Genomic DNA, 16,226 nt, shown 5'->3' with positions numbered 1-16,226 from the left:
TGCTCCCGCACTACGCCGACGACCCCAGCGGGAGACATCGGGATTCGTCCCGAGGCCGAAGGCGCAACCGCCCCGGAAACGCTCAGGCAAAAGGACCGCGCGGGTTTAGGAACGCTGGAAAGTAGTCTCCCGAAAGGGCGGCTCGCCGAAGGAGCAAGGCTGTCACCTCGTAGGGGTAGAGCGGCCGGAATCTCTCAGGCCTAAGGGACAGCGGGGGCGCGACCAGTCGGCGAGAGCCGGCCGTCTCGCCGACCCCGCTTGGAGCCCACACCGTGTCCGATCAAGACCTCAAGAAGACCCCCTTGTTCGACGCCCACGTGGCGCTGGGCGCGCGCATGGTGCCGTTCGCGGGCTATTCCATGCCGGTGCAGTACAAGGACGGGGTGCTGAAGGAGCACCTCTGGACCCGCGAGCACGCCGGTCTGTTCGATGTCTCGCACATGGGCCAGGCTCGCATCCGGGGCGAGAACCCGGCCAAGAGCTTCGAGAAGGTGGTCTCGGCCGACTACCAGGGCCTGAAGGCCGGCAAGCAGCGCTACGGCGTGCTGCTGAACGCCGAAGGCGGCATCATCGATGACCTGATGACCGCGCGTCCGGACGACGATGGCCTGTTCGTGGTGGTCAACGGCGCCTGCAAGGACAACGACTACAAGATCATCGCCGAAGTCCTGGCCGGCGAGGCCACAGTGACCCGCCTGGAGGACCGCGCGCTGCTGGCGCTGCAGGGCCCCGAAGCCGCCGCCGTGCTGGCCGCCCATGTGCCGCAAGCCGCCGGCATGGTGTTCATGGACACCGTGGCGCTCACCGCCTTCGGCGTTGACGCGATCATCTCGCGCTCGGGCTATACGGGCGAGGACGGCTACGAGATCTCGGTGCCGGCCGACGCCGCCGAGCGGATTTGGAACACCCTGCTGGCCGACGAGCGCGTCAAGCCGATCGGCCTGGGCGCGCGCGACAGCCTGCGCCTGGAAGCCGGCCTGCCGCTGTACGGCCATGACCTGGACGAGACCGTCTCGCCGATCGAGGGCGGGCTGAACTTCGCCGTCGGCAAGTCGCGCCGCGAGGCCGGCGACTATCTGGGCGCGGCCCGGATCGCCAAGGAACTGGCCGGCGAGCTGTCGCGCGTCCGCGTCAATCTCAAGGTGCTGGAAGGCGCCCCGGCCCGCGAAGGCGCCGAGATCGCCGACGAAGAAGGCAATGTGATCGGCAAGGTGACCAGCGGCGGCTTCGCCCCCAGCCTGGGCTTCCCGATCGCCATCGGTTTCGCCCCGCCGGCTTTCGCCGCGATCGGAACCAAGTTGAAAGTCATCGTGCGTGGCAAGCAGGCCGCCGCCGAAGTCGTGGCGACCCCGTTCGTCGCCAACCGTTACGTCCGCAAACTCTAATCAAGGGCCGACAGAGATGCGTTTCACCAAAGATCATGAATGGGTCATCGTCCAGGGCGACGTGGCCACCGTCGGCATCACCGCGTACGCCGCCGAGCAACTCGGCGACGTGGTGTTCGTCGAAGTGCCGGAAGCCGGCAAGACCGTGAAGCAGGGCGACAATCTGGCCGTCGTCGAGAGCGTCAAGGCCGCCTCGGACGTCTACGCCCCGGTGTCGGGCGAAGTCGTCGAAGGCAATGCCGAGCTGGGCGATGCCCCGGAAACCGTCAACGCCCTGCCGGAAAGCGGCGGTTGGTTCGCCAAGATCAAGCTGTCGAACCCGGCCGAGGTCGACGCCCTGATGGACCGCGACGCTTACGAAGCCTTCCTCGCCACCCTGTAATTTCCGATCTCGCGAAAGCAGACCATGCGTTACCTCCCCCTGACCCCCGAAGACCGCGTCGAGATGCTCGGCGCGATCGGCGTGAAGTCGATCGACGACCTGTTCATCGACGTGCCGGCCTCGGCCCGCCGCAGCGGAACCGTCGACCTGCCGCTGCACGCCGGCGAGATCGAAGTCGAGCGCGAGATGGCGGGCCTGGCCCGTCGCAATCGCGCCGCGGGGGAGGGACCGTTCTTCTGCGGGGCCGGCGCCTATCGCCACCACGTGCCGGCCACGGTCGACCACATCATCCAGCGGTCGGAATTCCTGACCAGCTACACGCCCTACCAGCCGGAAATCGCCCAAGGCACCCTGCAGGTGCTGTTCGAGTTCCAGACCCAGGTCGCGGCCCTGACCGGCATGGAAGTGGCCAACGCCTCGCTCTATGACGGCTCGACCGGCGCGGCCGAGGCCGTGATGATGGCTCAGCGCGTCACCCGTCGGAACAAGGCGGTGATGTCGGGCGGCGTCCATCCGCACTATGTCGAGACCATCGAGACCCTGGCCCACGCGGCCGGCGTCACGACCCAGGCCATGCCGGCGGCCATCGACGCCGAGGACGCGGTGATCGCCGCCATCGACGCCGACACGGCTTGCGTCGTCGTCCAAACCCCGAACGTGTTCGGCACCGTCACCGACGTCACCAAGATCGCCGAGGCCGCCCACGCCGCTGGCGCGCTGCTGATCGTGGTGACGACCGAAGCCGTGTCCTACGGCCTGCTGAAGTCGCCCGGCGAGATGGGCGCCGACATCGCCGTGGCCGAGGGCCAGTCGATCGGCAACGGCCTGAACTTCGGCGGTCCCTATGTCGGCCTCTTCGCCTGCAAGGAAAAGTTCGTCCGCCAGATGCCGGGCCGCCTGTGCGGCGAGACGGTCGACGCCGACGGCAAGCGCGGCTTCGTCCTGACCCTGTCGACCCGCGAGCAGCACATCCGTCGCGACAAGGCGACCTCGAACATCTGCACCAACAGCGGCCTGTGCGCCCTGGCGTTCAGCATCCACATGAGCCTGCTGGGTGAGACGGGCCTGCGTCAGCTGGCCGCCTTGAACCACCAGAAGGCGGTCGCCCTGCGCGACGCGCTGAAGGCCGTGCCGGGCGTCGAGATCCTGACCCCGCGCTTCTTCAACGAGTTCGCCGTCCGCTTGCCGCGCAACGCCGCCGACACGGTCGAGACCCTGGCCGGCCATGGCGTCATCGCTGGCGTGCCGTTCTCGCGCCTGAACGCCGGCGCGGGCCTGGACGACGTGCTGCTGGTCGCGGCCACCGAGACCACGCTCGACATCGACATCACTTTCTTCGCCAAGATCCTCAGCAAGGCGGTGGGCCAATGAGCATGAACAACGTCGGCCGCCCCACGCGCCCTGAAGATGTCGCCAATGACACCGGCCACGAGACCCTGACCGGCAATCGCGGTCTGCTGCAGAACGAAGCCCTGATCTTCGAACTGGACGGCTGGAACAAGACCGGCGTCGACCTGCCGGCGGCCGCCGCGCCGTCGAGCGATCTGGCCGGCCTGCTGCGGTCCGAGCCGATCGGCCTGCCGGGCCTGTCCGAGCCCGAAGCCGTCCGCCACTATGTGCGCCTGTCCCAGAAGAACCACGCCATCGACTTGGCGCTGTATCCGCTGGGCTCGTGCACGATGAAGCACAACCCGCGCCTGAACGAGAAGATGGCGCGCCTGCCGGGCTTCTCCGACATCCACCCGCTGCAGCCGCAGTCGACCGTGCAGGGCGCCCTGCAGCTGATGGACCGTCTGGCCCACTGGCTGAAGACACTGACCGGCATGCCCGCCGTCGCGCTGAGCCCCAAGGCCGGCGCGCATGGTGAGCTGTGCGGCCTGCTGGCCATCCGCGCCGCCCACGAGGCGGCCGGCAACGGTCACCGCAAGACCGTCCTGGCCCCGACCAGCGCCCACGGCACCAACCCGGCCACGGCGGCCTTCGTCGGCTACACCGTCGTCGAGATCGCCCAGACCGAGGACGGCCGCGTCGACCTGGCGGACCTGGAGTCCAAGCTGGGCGACCACGTGGCCGCCATCATGGTCACCAACCCCAACACCTGCGGCCTGTTCGAGCGCGACGTCGTCGAGATCGCCCGCCTGACCCACGCGGCCGGGGCCTACTTCTACTGCGACGGCGCCAACTTCAACGCCATCGTCGGCCGGGTGCGCCCGGGCGACCTGGGCGTCGACGCCATGCACATCAACCTGCACAAGACCTTCTCGACGCCCCACGGCGGCGGTGGTCCGGGCGCGGGTCCGGTGGTGCTGAGCGAGGCCCTGGCGGCCTTCGCGCCCACGCCCTGGCTGACCCACGGCGACGATGGCTTCTCGATGGTCGAGCACGCCGGCGAGGAGGGCGCGGCGACCGCCTTCGGCCGCATGAGCGCCTTCCACGGCCAGATGGGCATGTACGTCCGCGCCTACGCCTACATGCTGAGCCACGGGGCCGACGGCCTGCGCCAGGTGGCCGAGGACGCCGTCCTCAACGCCAACTACATCAAGGCCCGCCTGCGGGACGTGATGAGCCCGGCCTTCCCGGACGGCCCGTGCATGCACGAGGCCCTGTTCGACGACAGCTGGCTGGAAGGCACCGGGGTGACCACGCTCGACTTCGCCAAGGCGATGATCGACGAGGGCTTCCACCCGATGACCATGTACTTCCCGCTGGTCGTCCACGGCGCGATGCTGATCGAGCCGACCGAAACCGAGAGCAAGCAGGAGCTGGATCGCTTCATCGAGGCGCTCCGCCTGCTGGCGGGCGCGGCCAAGGCCGGCGAGACGGAGCGCTTCAAGGGCGCCCCGTTCCACGCCCCGCTGAGGCGTCTGGACGAGACGTTGGCGGCCCGCAAGCCCCGGTTGAGGTGGAAACCTGTGGCAGCGGCGCCACTCGCAGCTGAATAGCAAATTCCATACCCCCTTGCGACCAGAGGGCGCCTTTACGGCGCCCTCATCGGTCCACATATCGGGGTTGCGCATCCGGGCTGACTGGCTTTTCCAGGGAGCAAGCGGCGCGCAAGCCCGTTCCGTCCTCCCATGACTGCTCTCGCACTCGCCATGCCGCGCGCCCGACGCACCGCCGATGACCTCGCCCGTGAGCTCGTCGCGCGATTCCTGCGCGTCATCCTGGTGACGCTGGGCGTGCTGCTGGTCATCGGCGGCATCCTGATCGCGCCGCTGCCGGGTCCGATGGGCCTGCCGCTGACCGTGGTCGGCCTGATGCTGGTGCTGCGCAACTCGTTCAAGGCCCGCAAGCAGTTCGTCCGCTTCCAGCACGCCCACCCCAAGCTGATCTTCCCGCTGCGCCGCCTGCTGCGTCGCGAGCCGGAGGTCGTGCTGGTGGCCTGGCAGCAGGCCCTGCGCGTCGAGCGCCTGGTCGTGCCGCGCAAGTGGCGCATGGCCGTCCGTTGGCGGAAGTCCTTCAAGCTCCGCGCCCTGAAGCGCAACACACGGTGAACGCGGTCGCCACCATCGACGACATCAAGCACAGGGTTCGGCGCCGCGCGCGACTGGCCTTGCTGCTGCGCGAGTCCGCGGCCCGCGCGTTCCGCTGGATCGCCATCGGCTTCGGCACGCTGGTGATCTTGGCCGGCGCGGTGCTGACGCCGCTGCCGGGGCACCTGGGTCTGCCGCTGCTGGTCATCGGCCTGATGATCGTGCTGCGCTACTCGTTCGCGGCCCGCAAGACCTTCATCCGCTGGCAGAAGCGCCACCCCAAGCTGGTCTTCCCGATCCGCCGCCTGATGCGCCGCGAGCCGGAAGTCCTGCTGGTCGTCTGGCAGCAGATGCTCCGCACCGAGAAGCTGGTCCTGCGCCGGGCCCGCTGGCGGCTGCTGAAGAAGACCCGCAAGAGCGTCAAGAAGTACGTCGTTCGGAAGATGGCCCAAAATTCCGCCAAGAAGGCGCCCGCCAAGGCCGCTTAGGACGCCGTCTCCGCTGGCGTGCCGGCCGTGTAGCGGTAACCCTCGATCCCGACATGCTCGGCGTTCTGCTCGCGCACCCGCGCGGCCGCCTCGTCATAGAGGAACGGCAGGAAGGCGTAGCGCTTGCCCTTCGTCACCGGCTTGGCCTCGTGCAGCAGTGAGCACGAGAACACGACCGCCCCGCCGGTCGGGGCGCGGTAGGTCCGGAGCCCGAACTCCGGGAAGCACAGGTCGCCGCCCTCGTACTGCTCGGCGTTGAGGTTGATCGTCACGGCGAAGCGGCGGTGGGCCGTGCCCTTGGTCGTGTTGTCCCGGTGGGCGCGGAAGAAGCCGTTGTCGGCCGCGTCGTAGCAGGCCACCAGGTCGCGCTCCATGCGGGTCGGCAGGAACTGGAAGGCCCGGATGATCTGCGGGGCCAGCCGGCGCTGGATGCGGGCCCGGACGGCGTCGCGCAGCTCGCCCGGCGGCAGCATCAGGTCGCGGCGGACCTTGTGGCTGGCGTCGCGGATTTCGACGGTCTTGCCGTTCACCTCGCGCATGAAGCCCGAGGCCTCGCCGCCATCGGCCTCATAGGCCGCGATCAGGGCCTGGCAGAGCTCCGGCTCGAAGACCCGCGGCACGACCAGCACCGGGGCCATCAGCTCGACGCCGGCATGAGCGGCGGGCGAGGGCAGGTTGGGCAGGATGTGGCGCAGCCGGTCGGTCTGGTCGGCGGGCAGGATCGACAGCACCCGGAAGTTCGGATCGATCAGCAACCATCCCGACCACGCGCCCAGACCCAGGGTGGCGGTCGCGGAGCCATCCTGGTCCAGCATCCAGCGCGCGCCCGGCAGGTGATCGACACGCGCCGCCCAGCGGTCTGGATCGCGCAGCAGGCCGAAGGCGGCCAGGGCCTCGCCGGTCAGCAGAGCGGCCTGGTCGGCCATCAGGGTCTCGACGGCCGCGATAAAGGCGTCGTCGCCGTCCGCGACCAGGGCCAGCAGCAGATAGCGGCCGGCCACGGTGTCCAGCGTGTAGCGGGGATTGGCGCGCGTCGCGGCCCGGAACATCGGCGCGGGATCGCCGGGCGCCAGCAGCATGTCGTCGTCCTTCAGTCGGTCTTCGAAGGCGAGTCTACACAGCCGGGCGTGATCGGCGCCATGGCGCCGAACCCAAAAAGAAAGGGCGCGGACCTTGCGATCCGCGCCCTCGTTTCTTGTCCGATGAAGCCGGCTGCTATTGCAGCTTGGCGCCCATCTGGCCGATGGCCTGATCGACCAGCGGGTCGGTCTTGGCGCCGGCGAGGCGGGCGGCCAGGACGGTCTCGGCGGCTTGCGCGGCCAGATCGACCGCGGCGGCCTTCACGTCGGCGGCGGCTTGCGCCTCGGCCTGGGCGATCTTGCGTTCGGCCATCTCGGCGCGGCGCTTGATCTGCTCGTCGAGCTTTTCCTTGGCTTCCTCGGCCAGACGCTTGGCGTCGGCCTTGGCGGCTTCCAGCATGCCCGTCGCTTGACGCTCGGCTTCCTCGCGTTGGGCCTTCACGTCCGCGAGCAGGGCCTGGGCCTCTTCACGCAGTTGCTGGGCTTCGTCGAGCTCGGCCTTGATCTTGGCGGCGTAGCCGTCGAGGGCGCCGAACAGCGCGCCCGGCAGGACCTTCAGGAAGACCAGCAGGCCGAAGAAGATCACCAGGGCGACCAGAACCCAGAATTCCGGGTTCGAGAGGCTGAACAGGGATTCGTGTTCCATCTTCAGCTCCTTAGGCCAGGGCCGACTTCAGCTCGGCGGCGGTGGCCACCTTGCCGGTCAGCTTCTGGACGATCGCGCCGGCCGTCTCCTCGGCGACCACGCGGACCTGGCCCATGGCCTGGTCGCGGGCGGCCTGGATCGAAGCTTCGGCCGCGGCCAGCTTCTCGGCCAGGGCGGCCTCTTCCTTGGCCTGACGCTCGGCGGCTTCGGCCGAAGCCTTGGCCTTCGCATCGGCGGCCGTCTTCTGAGCCTTGGCGCGAGCCTCGGCCACTTCGGCGGCGGCGGCGCGAGCCTGGGCTTCAGCCTCGTCCTTCATGCGGCGGGCGTCGGCGATGTCGCCGGCGATCTTGCCGCCGCGCTCGTCGATCGCGCCGCTGACGCGGGGCAGCAGCACCTTCGACAGCACCGTGTAGAGAACGGCGAAGATGATCAGCAGCCAGACAATCTGACCACCCCAGTGTTCGAACTGCAGCTGCGGAAGGCCGCCGCTTTCGTGCTTGGGGGTTTCAGTCGTCTCGGTCGTGCCGTGATGTTCCGTCGCCATGGGCGAAGGCGCCTCTCAGCTAGTGCGCTTGGAGCGGGCCGTGATCCGACCCGCTCCAGGAAGCGCGAGAAAACAAAGGCATGGAGCGCGTCGCTTCCGGTGAAGCGCCGCGCTCCAGGGATCCGATTACGAGAACAGGATCAGGAAGGCGATGACCAGGGCGAAGATGCCCAGGGCTTCCGTCAGAGCCATGCCGAGGAACAGCATCGGGCGCTCTTGAGCGGCGGCGGTCGGGTTGCGCAGGGCGCCTTGGAAGTAGTTGCCGAACATCACGCCCAGGCCAACGCCCGCGCCGATCATGCCGAGCATGGCCAGGCCAGCGCCGATGTACTTAGCTGCAGCAGCGTCCATGATAGAGACTCCTTGAAGAGGGTATTTGTTGGAAAGACTAAAGGTTGATCAGTGGCTGTCGAGGTGCACGACGTCGTTGATGTAGACGCATGCGAGCACCGCGAACACGAAGGCCTGCAGGAAGGCCACCATGAACTCGAGGGCCGTCAGGGCGACGACCGAGGTCAGGGCCAGGGCCGAACCGGCCCAGCCCAGCACGCCGAGACCGCCCAGGGCGATCACGAAGCCGGCGAAGATCTTCAGCACGACGTGGCCGCCCAGCATGTTGCCGAACAGACGAAGGCCCAGGGTGATCGGACGGATCAGGAACGACAGGATCTCGATCGGCACCAGCAGGATGTACAGCACCGGCGGGACGCCCGACGGCGCGAACAGCTTGAAGAACTTCAGGCCGTTCTTGGCGAAGCCGACGGCGACGACGGTCAGGATGACCATCAGGCCCAGGGTCAGGGTCACGGCCAGCTGCGACGTGGCGGTGAACACCAGGAACATGCCCTGGATGTTCATGAACAGCACGAACGCGAACAGCGTGAAGACGAAGGGCATGAACTTCTTGCCTTCGTGGCCGATGATCGACTCCGCGAGCCCATCGACCAGTCCGTAGAGCATCTCGCCCACCGCCTGCAGGCGGCCCGGGATGACGGCCTTGCGAGCGGCCAGGCTGTAGAACGTGATGACCAGCAGGGCGGCCAGCATCATCGCGGCCACGGAGTTCGTGATCGACAGGTCGATCGCGCCGAGGCCGGGAACGGTCACGGTGGGCAGTTCCACGATCTTCTGGATCTGGAACTGGTGCATCGGATCGGCCATAGGCCCTAGTCTCTCTTCTGCTTGGGGACGGTAGACCCGTCTCCCATGTGTCCGTCGGCATTCCCTTGGGGGGACGGCGCCGACGCCTGCGCGCTCAGTTTCATCGCCTTGCGGACGATGGAGAATATCGCGAGCCCCAGACCGATCAGCAGGCCGCCGACCATGCCCCAGGGGCTCGTGTGGACGTAATGGTCGAGGAGCCAGCCGAAGCCGATACCCACCAATACGCCCCCGATCAAATCCGCCAGGAGGCGATAGCCGTCCTGGTTGGCCTTTTCGGACGCGGCTTTCACCGGCTTCTCCGCCGCCTTCCTCGCCTCAAATGCGTCGAGCCGAGCGTCGAGGCTAGTCAGAGCCTTGTCGTTCGGTTCGTCGGCCTTGGGCATGGGAGCGGCAGGTCCGAAAACGCCGCTGGCGCGCCAAAAAAGGCGCAATTCCGGCCGGCTTGATCGGCGCGGAACCTATAGACCTCGCTGCGGTGCGTCAAGGTGAGCGCTTCGCGGGCCAAGTAACGGGAATACTTAAGGATTTCGCTGTCCGTTTCAAGGAGGGGCAAAACCATCCCCTTTTCATTCGGTCGCTCATTCCGCCGCGCCCCCTACCGAAAGCGGGAACGGCTTCCTACATCTGGCGCGTTCTCTTGGCGCCACACCCCATAGGCAAGGTGTGGCGGACCCCGATGACGCATTGATTTTTTCGTCGATCTGGGGTTTAGAGCGCCCGCCTCCAAACAATACGAAGATTCATGTCGCACCTGAAGAACACCGGATTCGCCGATCGCATTTCCTCGCAGCAGGAAGCCAAGAAGGCCATGCTGGCCAAGTTCAAGGCTAAGCCGACGGTCCAGGACCCCGATTTCGACAAGCGTGAGGAACTCCGCGCCGCCGAATTGGAAGCCGTCCGCGCCGCTCGCGCAGAAGCCAAGGAAATCGCCCGCCTGGAAGCCGTCGCTCGCCAAGAAGCGATCATGGCCGTCAAGCGCGCCGAGCGTAAGGAGCGCAAGGTCGCCGAAGCGGCCGAACAGCGCGTGCGCAAGGAAGAGAAGGCTCAAGCCCGCGACGAGCTCCGCGCTCTGGGTAAGACCTCTAACAGCAAGGCTGACCGCGCCCACCAGTGGGCCAGCCTCTGGAGCAGCTGAGTTAAGGGGTCCTTCGGGGCCCTTTTTCTTTGCCTGACGTTCTGAAAGGGACCATGAGCCGCTCATGGTCCATCTCGATGTCATCGCCGGTCTGTTCGTGGTCGCCGCTCTGGCCGGAGCGCTCGACGCCATCGCCGGCGGCGGCGGTCTGGTGACCTTGCCCGCCCTGTTGCTGGCGGGCCTGTCGCCGGTCCAGGCCCTGGGCACCAACAAGCTGCAAGGCGCGATGGGCGCGCTGTCCTCGACGACGGCCTTCGCCCGCCGCGGCCTGATCGACTGGAAGACCGCCTTGCCGGTCGCCGGCGCGGCCGCGATCGCAGGCCTGTGCGGCGCGCTGTGCGCCAGCCTGCTGTCGCCGCAGCTGCTGCGGGCCATCGTGCCGTTGCTGCTGATCTCCATCGCCCTCTATTTCGGCTTTTCCCGCGCCCTCAAGACCGAGGACGTCGCCCCGCGCATGGCGCTGATCCCCTTCGCCTGCTTCATCGCCCCGCTGGTCGGCTTCTACGACGGCATCTTCGGGCCGGGCGCGGGGGCCTTCTACATGGTCGCGATCGTCACCCTGCTGGGCTACGGCGTGCTGAAGGCGACGGCCCACACCAAGCTGGCCAACGCCGCCAGCAACCTGGGCAGCCTGTGCCTCTTCATCCTCAAGGGCGCGGTCGTCTGGCCGATCGGCCTGGCGATGGCCGCCGGCGCCTTTCTCGGCGCCCAGCTGGGATCGCGGCTGGCGATGCGCTTCGGTCCGAAGCTGATCCGGCCGCTGTTGGTGGTGATCTCGTGCGCCATGGCGGTGAAGCTGCTGGCCGACCCGGCCAACCCCCTGCGCCACGCGGTCGTGGGGCTGTTCGGAGGCTAGGTCTTCACCGGGCTGGCCTTCAGCGTCCCGATCCCGACGGTCTCGGCGAAGGCCAGCAGAGCGTCTTCCAGCACCGACAGGCTGAGGCTGTAGGTGATGGTCGCGCCCTTCTTGCTGGCCGTGATCAGGCCGGCTTCGCGCAGCACGGCGAAGTGGGCCGACATCGTCGCCTTGGAGCTCTCGAAGCCGTCGGCCAGCTCGCCCGCCGTCATCGGCCGCTCGCGCAGCATCTGCAGGACGCGGCGGCGGGTCGGGTCGGCCAGGGCCTTGAAGACTTCGCTCATGTTCAATGTTTAGCTAAATGACGAAATAATAGTCAAGCCGCCTGCGGGCGGGGCGGTCCGACCATCAGGCCGCGACCAGCTTCTCGGCGGTGGAGAGGTCGACGCTGACCAGCTGGCTGACGCCGCGCTCGCCCATGGTGACGCCGAACAGGCGGTCCATCCGGCTCATGGTCACCGGGTTGTGGGTGATGGCGATGAAACGGGTCTGGGTCCGCCGGCGCATCTCGTCCAGCATGTTGCAGTAGCGGTCGACGTTCGCATCGTCCAAGGGCGCGTCGACTTCGTCCAGCACGCAGATCGGGGCCGGATTGGCCAGGAAGACGCCGAAGATCAGGGCGCTGGCGGTCAGGGCCTGCTCGCCGCCGCTCATCAGGCTCATGCTGGCCATGCGCTTGCCGGGCGGGCAGGCGAAGATCTCCAGACCAGCTTCCAGCGGGTCATCGCTCTCGATCAGCTTCAGCTCGGCCTGGCCGCCGCCGAACAGGGCCTGGAAGAGGGTCTGGAAGTTGGCGTTGATGACGTCGAAGGCGGCCAGCAGGCGCTCGCGCCCCTCGGCGTTCAGCTCCTCGATGCCGGCCCGCAGCTTGCCGACCGCGCCTGACAGGTCGGCGCGCTCGACCCGCATGGTCTCCAGGCGGCCGGCATATTCCTGGGCCTCCTCCTCGGCGCGCAGGTTCACCGGGCCGATGGCGTCGCGCTCGCGTTCGAGGGCGAACAGGTGGGCCTCGACCCCGGCGGCGTCCTTCGGCACGGCCACGGCCTCGCCGGCGACGTGGCGGCCCAGTTCCTCGGGCTCCATGCGGGCCTGCTCGCGGATGGCCGAGGCGACCTCGCCGAAGCGCTGGCGGGCGCCGTCCAGGTGGGCGACCAGGGCGGCGCGCTTCTCGCGGGCCTCGCCGGCGGCCTGCTCGGCGGCGCGGGCGGCGCGGTCGTTGTTGAGGCGCAGGGTCTCGGCGGCCTCCAGGGCGTCGCTGGCCTTGGCGCGGCGGGCCTCGGCGGCGCCGAACTCATCCAGCAGGACGAGCAGCTTCTCCTGCAGCGCGGCCGGGGCCTCGCGTGCGCCCTCCAGGGCGGCGGCGGCCTTCACGCGGTCGCCTTCGAGGGACTCGGTGCGCTTGCCGGCGCTCTCAGCGCGCTTGGCCCAGTCGGCGCGGTCGCGCTCCAGGCTTTCGAGGCGACGCTGGCGGCCGGCGCGTTCGCGGGTCTCGACGTCCAGGGCGGTGCGGGCGGCGCTGGCGGCCTCGCGGGCCTGGGCCGAAGCCTGGCGGGCGGCGGCCAACTGCGGCGCCAGATCGCCCGAGGTCTGGGCGGCGGCGTGGGCCTCCTGAGCGCTGACGAGCGCCGCGTCGGACTCGAGCTTCTCGGCCTCGAAGCGGGCGATCGTGTCGTCCAGCGACTGAGCGCGGGCGGCGCGCATGGCCTGCTCGCGCTCGAACTTGGCCACGGCCTCGCGGGCGCCGTTCAGCAGGCGCTCGGCGTCGGGCGGGCCTCGGCGCTTGTCGCGCAAGCTGTCTTCGACGGCGCGCATCTTGTCGGCGGCGGTCTTCAGGGCGGCGGCGGTGGCCTCGGCGCGCGGGGCCATGATGTCGATCTCGGCCTCGACCTCGGCCAGGCGGGTGCGCTGCTCCAGACGCACGGCGGCGGGCTTGGGCGCATCGGCGCGGGCCACGAAGCCGTCCCAACGCCACAGGTCGCCTTCCTTGGAGACGAGGCGCATGCCGGGCTTCAGCGCGGCTTGCAGCCGGTCGCCATCGGGGCGGGCCACGACGGCTACGTGCGAGAGGCGGGCGGCCAGGGCGGGCGGGGCCTTTACGAGCGGGGCCAGCGGCTCGGCGCCCTCCGGCCAGGTCGGAGCGGGGGCCTCGGCGCCGCCCCAGTAGGACGGGGCCTTGGCGTCCAGCGCGGCGTCCAAATCGTCGCCCAAGGCGGCGGCCAGGGCGGCGCCATAGCCCTTGTCGGGCGCGACGCTGTCCAGGGCCGGGGCGTGGCCGCTCTTGCTGCGCGGGGCGGTCAGTTGGGCCAGGCCTCGGGCCTCGGTGCGCAGGCGACCCAGCTGGTCCTCGACATTGCGGGCCAGCTGACGGGCCTGGGCCTCCTGCTCGGCGGCCTTCACGCGTTCGTTTTCGGCCTCCTCCAGCGCCGCGCGGGCGGCGGCCAGGGCGGTCTCGGCATTGGTGAAGCGCTGGCGGGCGTCGGCGGCGGCCGGGTCGATCTCGGGACCGACGGCGGCGCGCTCGGCCTTGGCCTGGTCGAGGGCGCGGTTGGTTCGGTTGGCGCGGCCCTCGGCCTCCGAGAGGCGGGACGCGGCGGCGCGGAACTGGGCTTCTTCCGCCGCGACCCGGGCGGCCAGTTGCTCCACCTGCGTCTCGGCGGCGGCGCGGGCCTCCTCGGCGGCCTTGGCGGCGGCGGCCAGTTCGGGACCGCGTTCCGGCGCGGCGGCGACCAGGTCGCGGACCTCGGTCAGCTCGGCGTCGATGCGGGCGAGGGCCGTGGCGGCGTCACCCTTGGCCTGGCTCTCACGTGTAAGGTCGTCGTCGATACGCGCCAAGTCGTTCTTCAGGCGATCGAACTCGGCGGCGGCGGCCTCGGCCTCGCGTTCGGCGCGGTCCTTCTGGATGGCCAGCTGACCCAGGATCGCCTGGGCGATGGTCGCCTCTTCGCGTAGGGGCGGCATGGCCGCCTCGGCCTCGGTGATGGCGACCTGAGCGGCGGCGCTGGCGCGGGCGGTCTCCTCGACCAGGCGCGCGGCGTTGGTGGCCTCGCTGGTGGTCCGCTCCAGCGTGTCGCGAGCCTCAGTCCAGCGGGTGTAAAGCACGGCGCCCTGCACGGCCCGGATCTCGGACGACAGGCGCTTGTACTTCTCGGCCTGGCGGGCTTCGCGGCGCAGGCGGTTCAGGGCCGTCTCCAGCTCCCGGGCGACGTCTTCCAGCCGGGCGAGATTGCTCTCGGCGGCGCGCAGGCGCAGCTCGGCCTCGTGGCGGCGGGTGTGCAGCCCCGAGACCCCGGCCGCCTCTTCCAGGATGCGGCGGCGGTTCTGCGGCTTGGCGCCGATCAGCTCGCTGATCTGGCCCTGGCGGACCAGGGCCGGCGAGTTGGCCCCGGTCGAGGCGTCGGCGAACAGCAGCTGGACGTCGCGGGCCCGCACCTCGCGGCCGTTGATCTTGTAGGTCGAGCCCTCGCCGCGATCGATACGGCGGACGACTTCCAGCACCGGATCGTCGTTGAACTGGGCCGGCGCCGTGCGGTCGGTGTTGTCGATGGTCAGGGCGACGTCGGCGTGGTTGCGGGCGGGCCGCGCGCCGCTGCCGGCGAAGATCACGTCGTCCATGCCGCCGGCCCGCATGGCCTTGGCCGAGTTGGCGCCCATCACCCAGCGCAGGGCTTCCAGCAGGTTGGACTTGCCGCAGCCGTTCGGGCCGACGATGCCCGTCAGCCCGGGCTCGATCCGGAACTCGGTCGGCTCGACGAAGGACTTGAAGCCCGAAAGGCGCAGGCGCTGGAACTGCACGCGGCGGTCCCGTCGGTTCCCTTAGCCCTTCGCCGCGGTGGCGAAGGCCTTGGACAGAGCGGCGAAGTCGTTGCCATCGACGCTGGCGCCGTTGACGAAGAAGGTCGGCGTGCCCTCGACGCCGTCATTGACCGCCTTGGCCATGCGGTCGTTGACGGCCTTCAGCGCGGCGGCGTCGTTCAAGGCGTCGCTGAACTGCTTGTCGGTCAGGCCGTACTGCTTGCCGATCGCCTGCAGGCCCTCGAACAGCTTCTCGCTGCGATAGATCTCTTCCTGCTTCTGGAAGATCGTGGTCAGCACGTCGAAATACTTGCCCGGAATCCGGCGGCTCAGGATGAAGCCGGCGGCCGCGAATTCGGGCGGCGGGGTCAGGAACTCGCGGAAGACCAGCCGCACCTTGCCGGTGTCGATGAAGGCCTTGCGGACTTGCGGCTGGATCGTCGTCCACCAGTGGGCGCAGTGCGGGCAGCTGGCCGAGGCGTAGACCACCAGCTGCACGGGCGCCTTGGGCGAGCCCAGCACCATGTCGCCCGGCGCGGGCGGCAGCGGCGCGGCGCGCGCGGACGAAGCCACGGCCGTGACGGCCAGGCCGGAAACGATCAGCGCGCGCCGGTCGAGGGTCATTACTTCGAGGCTTCCGCGATGGCGGCGTCCAGCTGGGTCAGGCTGACTTCGCCGCCTTCCTCGCTGCCGACCTTCTTGCCGTTGACGATGAAGGTCGGGGTGCCTTCGATCTTGTCGGCCTTCATCAGCTTGTCGATGCGCTCGGCCGACTTGGCGGCGTTGTCGTCGGTCAGGCAGCTGTTGAACTGCTCTTCGCTCATGCCGGCGGCCTGGGCGATGGTCAGCAGCTCGCCGCGGATGTCGCCCGTCTGGAAGATGCGCATCTGGGCGTGATAGATCGCGTCCGTCACCTGGAAGTACTTATCCTTGCCGGCGCAGCGGGCCAGCATGGCGCCGGCGTTGGCCAGGCGCGGCTCGCCGGTCAGGGCTTCGCGGGCCACGTAGTTGACCTTGCCGGTGTCGATGTACTTGGCCTTGAAGGACGGGAAGACTTCCTCGTTCCACTTGGCGCAGTGCGGGCAGGCGACCGAGGCGTACTCGACCACGGTGACCTTGGCGGCCGCGTTGCCCAGGGTCATGTCGTCGGCCGTGACCTTCGTACCCTTGGGACCGCAGGCGGCCAGAGCGCCCAGCGAGGCGGTGAGGGCGACGGCGGTCAGGAGCCGGCGGGTCAGCGGACGCATGTTCGATCTTCCTTGGCAGTAGAGCGGGGCGGCGG

At 69.1% G+C, this 16,226-nt stretch carries 18 protein-coding genes and 1 riboswitch; of the genes, 8 read left to right on the top strand and 10 right to left on the bottom strand.

The window, feature by feature from the left end; all coding sequences use genetic code 11:
• Positions 1-18 precede the first annotated feature (18 nt).
• Positions 19-108, top strand: a riboswitch (glycine riboswitch).
• Positions 109-272: 164 nt separating this feature from the next.
• The 6 genes from gcvT to AC07YH_RS01765 all read left to right on the top strand — a co-directional run bounded on the left by gcvT (position 273) and on the right by AC07YH_RS01765 (position 5,728).
• The gene (gcvT, locus tag AC07YH_RS01790) at positions 273-1,385 is read left to right on the top strand and encodes a glycine cleavage system aminomethyltransferase GcvT (protein ID WP_494745295.1); all 1,113 of its coding nucleotides are present in this window, start codon (positions 273-275) and stop codon (positions 1,383-1,385) included.
• On the top strand, positions 1,315-1,767 hold the full coding sequence (gcvH, locus tag AC07YH_RS01785; RefSeq protein ID WP_494745294.1) for a glycine cleavage system protein GcvH: 453 nt from the start codon (positions 1,315-1,317) through the stop codon (positions 1,765-1,767). Before gcvT ends, gcvH begins: the two co-directional genes overlap by 71 nt.
• Positions 1,768-1,791: 24 nt before the next feature.
• Complete coding sequence (gene gcvPA / locus AC07YH_RS01780; protein ID WP_494745293.1) at positions 1,792-3,138, top strand: aminomethyl-transferring glycine dehydrogenase subunit GcvPA; 1,347 nt, start codon at positions 1,792-1,794, stop codon at positions 3,136-3,138.
• On the top strand, positions 3,135-4,709 hold the full coding sequence (gene gcvPB, locus AC07YH_RS01775) for an aminomethyl-transferring glycine dehydrogenase subunit GcvPB (protein WP_494745292.1): 1,575 nt from the start codon (positions 3,135-3,137) through the stop codon (positions 4,707-4,709). Before gcvPA ends, gcvPB begins: the two co-directional genes overlap by 4 nt.
• Before the next feature lie 132 nt (positions 4,710-4,841).
• Positions 4,842-5,261, top strand: coding sequence for a hypothetical protein (locus AC07YH_RS01770; protein ID WP_494745291.1), 420 nt, complete (start codon positions 4,842-4,844; stop codon positions 5,259-5,261).
• On the top strand, positions 5,258-5,728 hold the full coding sequence (locus tag AC07YH_RS01765; RefSeq protein WP_494622955.1) for a hypothetical protein: 471 nt from the start codon (positions 5,258-5,260) through the stop codon (positions 5,726-5,728). The genes AC07YH_RS01770 and AC07YH_RS01765 overlap by 4 nt, the downstream gene beginning before the upstream one ends.
• Here the strand turns inward: AC07YH_RS01765 and AC07YH_RS01760 are convergent.
• The 6 genes from AC07YH_RS01760 to AC07YH_RS01735 all read right to left on the bottom strand — a co-directional run bounded on the left by AC07YH_RS01760 (position 5,725) and on the right by AC07YH_RS01735 (position 9,544).
• The gene (locus AC07YH_RS01760; RefSeq protein WP_494745290.1) at positions 5,725-6,807 is read right to left on the bottom strand and encodes a 2OG-Fe(II) oxygenase; all 1,083 of its coding nucleotides are present in this window, start codon (positions 6,805-6,807) and stop codon (positions 5,725-5,727) included. The two genes, AC07YH_RS01765 and AC07YH_RS01760, sit on opposite strands and share 4 nt — an antisense overlap.
• A gap of 136 nt (positions 6,808-6,943) precedes the next feature.
• On the bottom strand, positions 6,944-7,453 hold the full coding sequence (locus AC07YH_RS01755) for a F0F1 ATP synthase subunit B (protein WP_494745289.1): 510 nt from the start codon (positions 7,451-7,453) through the stop codon (positions 6,944-6,946).
• Positions 7,454-7,463: 10 nt separating this feature from the next.
• Positions 7,464-7,997 (bottom strand): F0F1 ATP synthase subunit B family protein, encoded by a 534-nt coding sequence (locus AC07YH_RS01750; RefSeq protein WP_494745288.1) that lies wholly within the window; start codon positions 7,995-7,997, stop codon positions 7,464-7,466.
• Between the two features lie 126 nt (positions 7,998-8,123).
• Positions 8,124-8,348: a F0F1 ATP synthase subunit C gene (locus AC07YH_RS01745; RefSeq protein WP_004615714.1), complete on the bottom strand. Its 225-nt coding sequence runs from the start codon at positions 8,346-8,348 to the stop codon at positions 8,124-8,126.
• Between the two features lie 48 nt (positions 8,349-8,396).
• Positions 8,397-9,158 carry a F0F1 ATP synthase subunit A gene (locus AC07YH_RS01740; RefSeq protein WP_494745287.1) on the bottom strand — a complete coding sequence of 254 codons (762 nt, stop codon included), beginning with the start codon at positions 9,156-9,158 and terminating at the stop codon, positions 8,397-8,399.
• Between the two features lie 5 nt (positions 9,159-9,163).
• Entirely contained in the window at positions 9,164-9,544 is a 381-nt protein-coding gene (locus AC07YH_RS01735; protein ID WP_494745286.1) for an AtpZ/AtpI family protein, read from the bottom strand.
• Positions 9,545-9,903: 359 nt separating this feature from the next.
• Here AC07YH_RS01735 and AC07YH_RS01730 point away from each other — a divergent pair, with 359 nt between their 5' ends.
• Together AC07YH_RS01730 and AC07YH_RS01725 are read left to right on the top strand one after the other, a co-directional pair.
• Positions 9,904-10,296 (top strand): DUF6481 family protein, encoded by a 393-nt coding sequence (locus tag AC07YH_RS01730; protein ID WP_494745285.1) that lies wholly within the window; start codon positions 9,904-9,906, stop codon positions 10,294-10,296.
• A 64-nt stretch (positions 10,297-10,360) separates the two neighbouring features.
• Entirely contained in the window at positions 10,361-11,152 is a 792-nt protein-coding gene (locus AC07YH_RS01725) for a TSUP family transporter (RefSeq protein WP_494745284.1), read from the top strand.
• On the opposite strand, the gene AC07YH_RS01720 is transcribed toward AC07YH_RS01725, so the two are convergent.
• From AC07YH_RS01720 to AC07YH_RS01705, 4 genes are all read right to left on the bottom strand, one after another.
• Positions 11,149-11,436 carry an autorepressor SdpR family transcription factor gene (locus AC07YH_RS01720; RefSeq protein ID WP_494745283.1) on the bottom strand — a complete coding sequence of 96 codons (288 nt, stop codon included), beginning with the start codon at positions 11,434-11,436 and terminating at the stop codon, positions 11,149-11,151. The two genes, AC07YH_RS01725 and AC07YH_RS01720, sit on opposite strands and share 4 nt — an antisense overlap.
• Before the next feature lie 64 nt (positions 11,437-11,500).
• Positions 11,501-14,944: a chromosome segregation protein SMC gene (gene smc, locus AC07YH_RS01715; protein ID WP_494745282.1), complete on the bottom strand. Its 3,444-nt coding sequence runs from the start codon at positions 14,942-14,944 to the stop codon at positions 11,501-11,503.
• A gap of 21 nt (positions 14,945-14,965) precedes the next feature.
• Positions 14,966-15,568 (bottom strand): thioredoxin domain-containing protein, encoded by a 603-nt coding sequence (locus tag AC07YH_RS01710; protein ID WP_494745281.1) that lies wholly within the window; start codon positions 15,566-15,568, stop codon positions 14,966-14,968.
• The gene (locus AC07YH_RS01705) at positions 15,568-16,191 is read right to left on the bottom strand and encodes a DsbA family protein (RefSeq protein ID WP_494745280.1); all 624 of its coding nucleotides are present in this window, start codon (positions 16,189-16,191) and stop codon (positions 15,568-15,570) included. Before AC07YH_RS01705 ends, AC07YH_RS01710 begins: the two co-directional genes overlap by 1 nt.
• Positions 16,192-16,226 lie beyond the last annotated feature (35 nt).

The sequence above is a fragment of the Caulobacter sp. GW456-12-1-14-TSB4 genome, from assembly GCF_059424195.1.
Note: the sequence above shows the minus strand (reverse complement) of the source record. Positions and strands in the feature narration are given on the sequence as shown.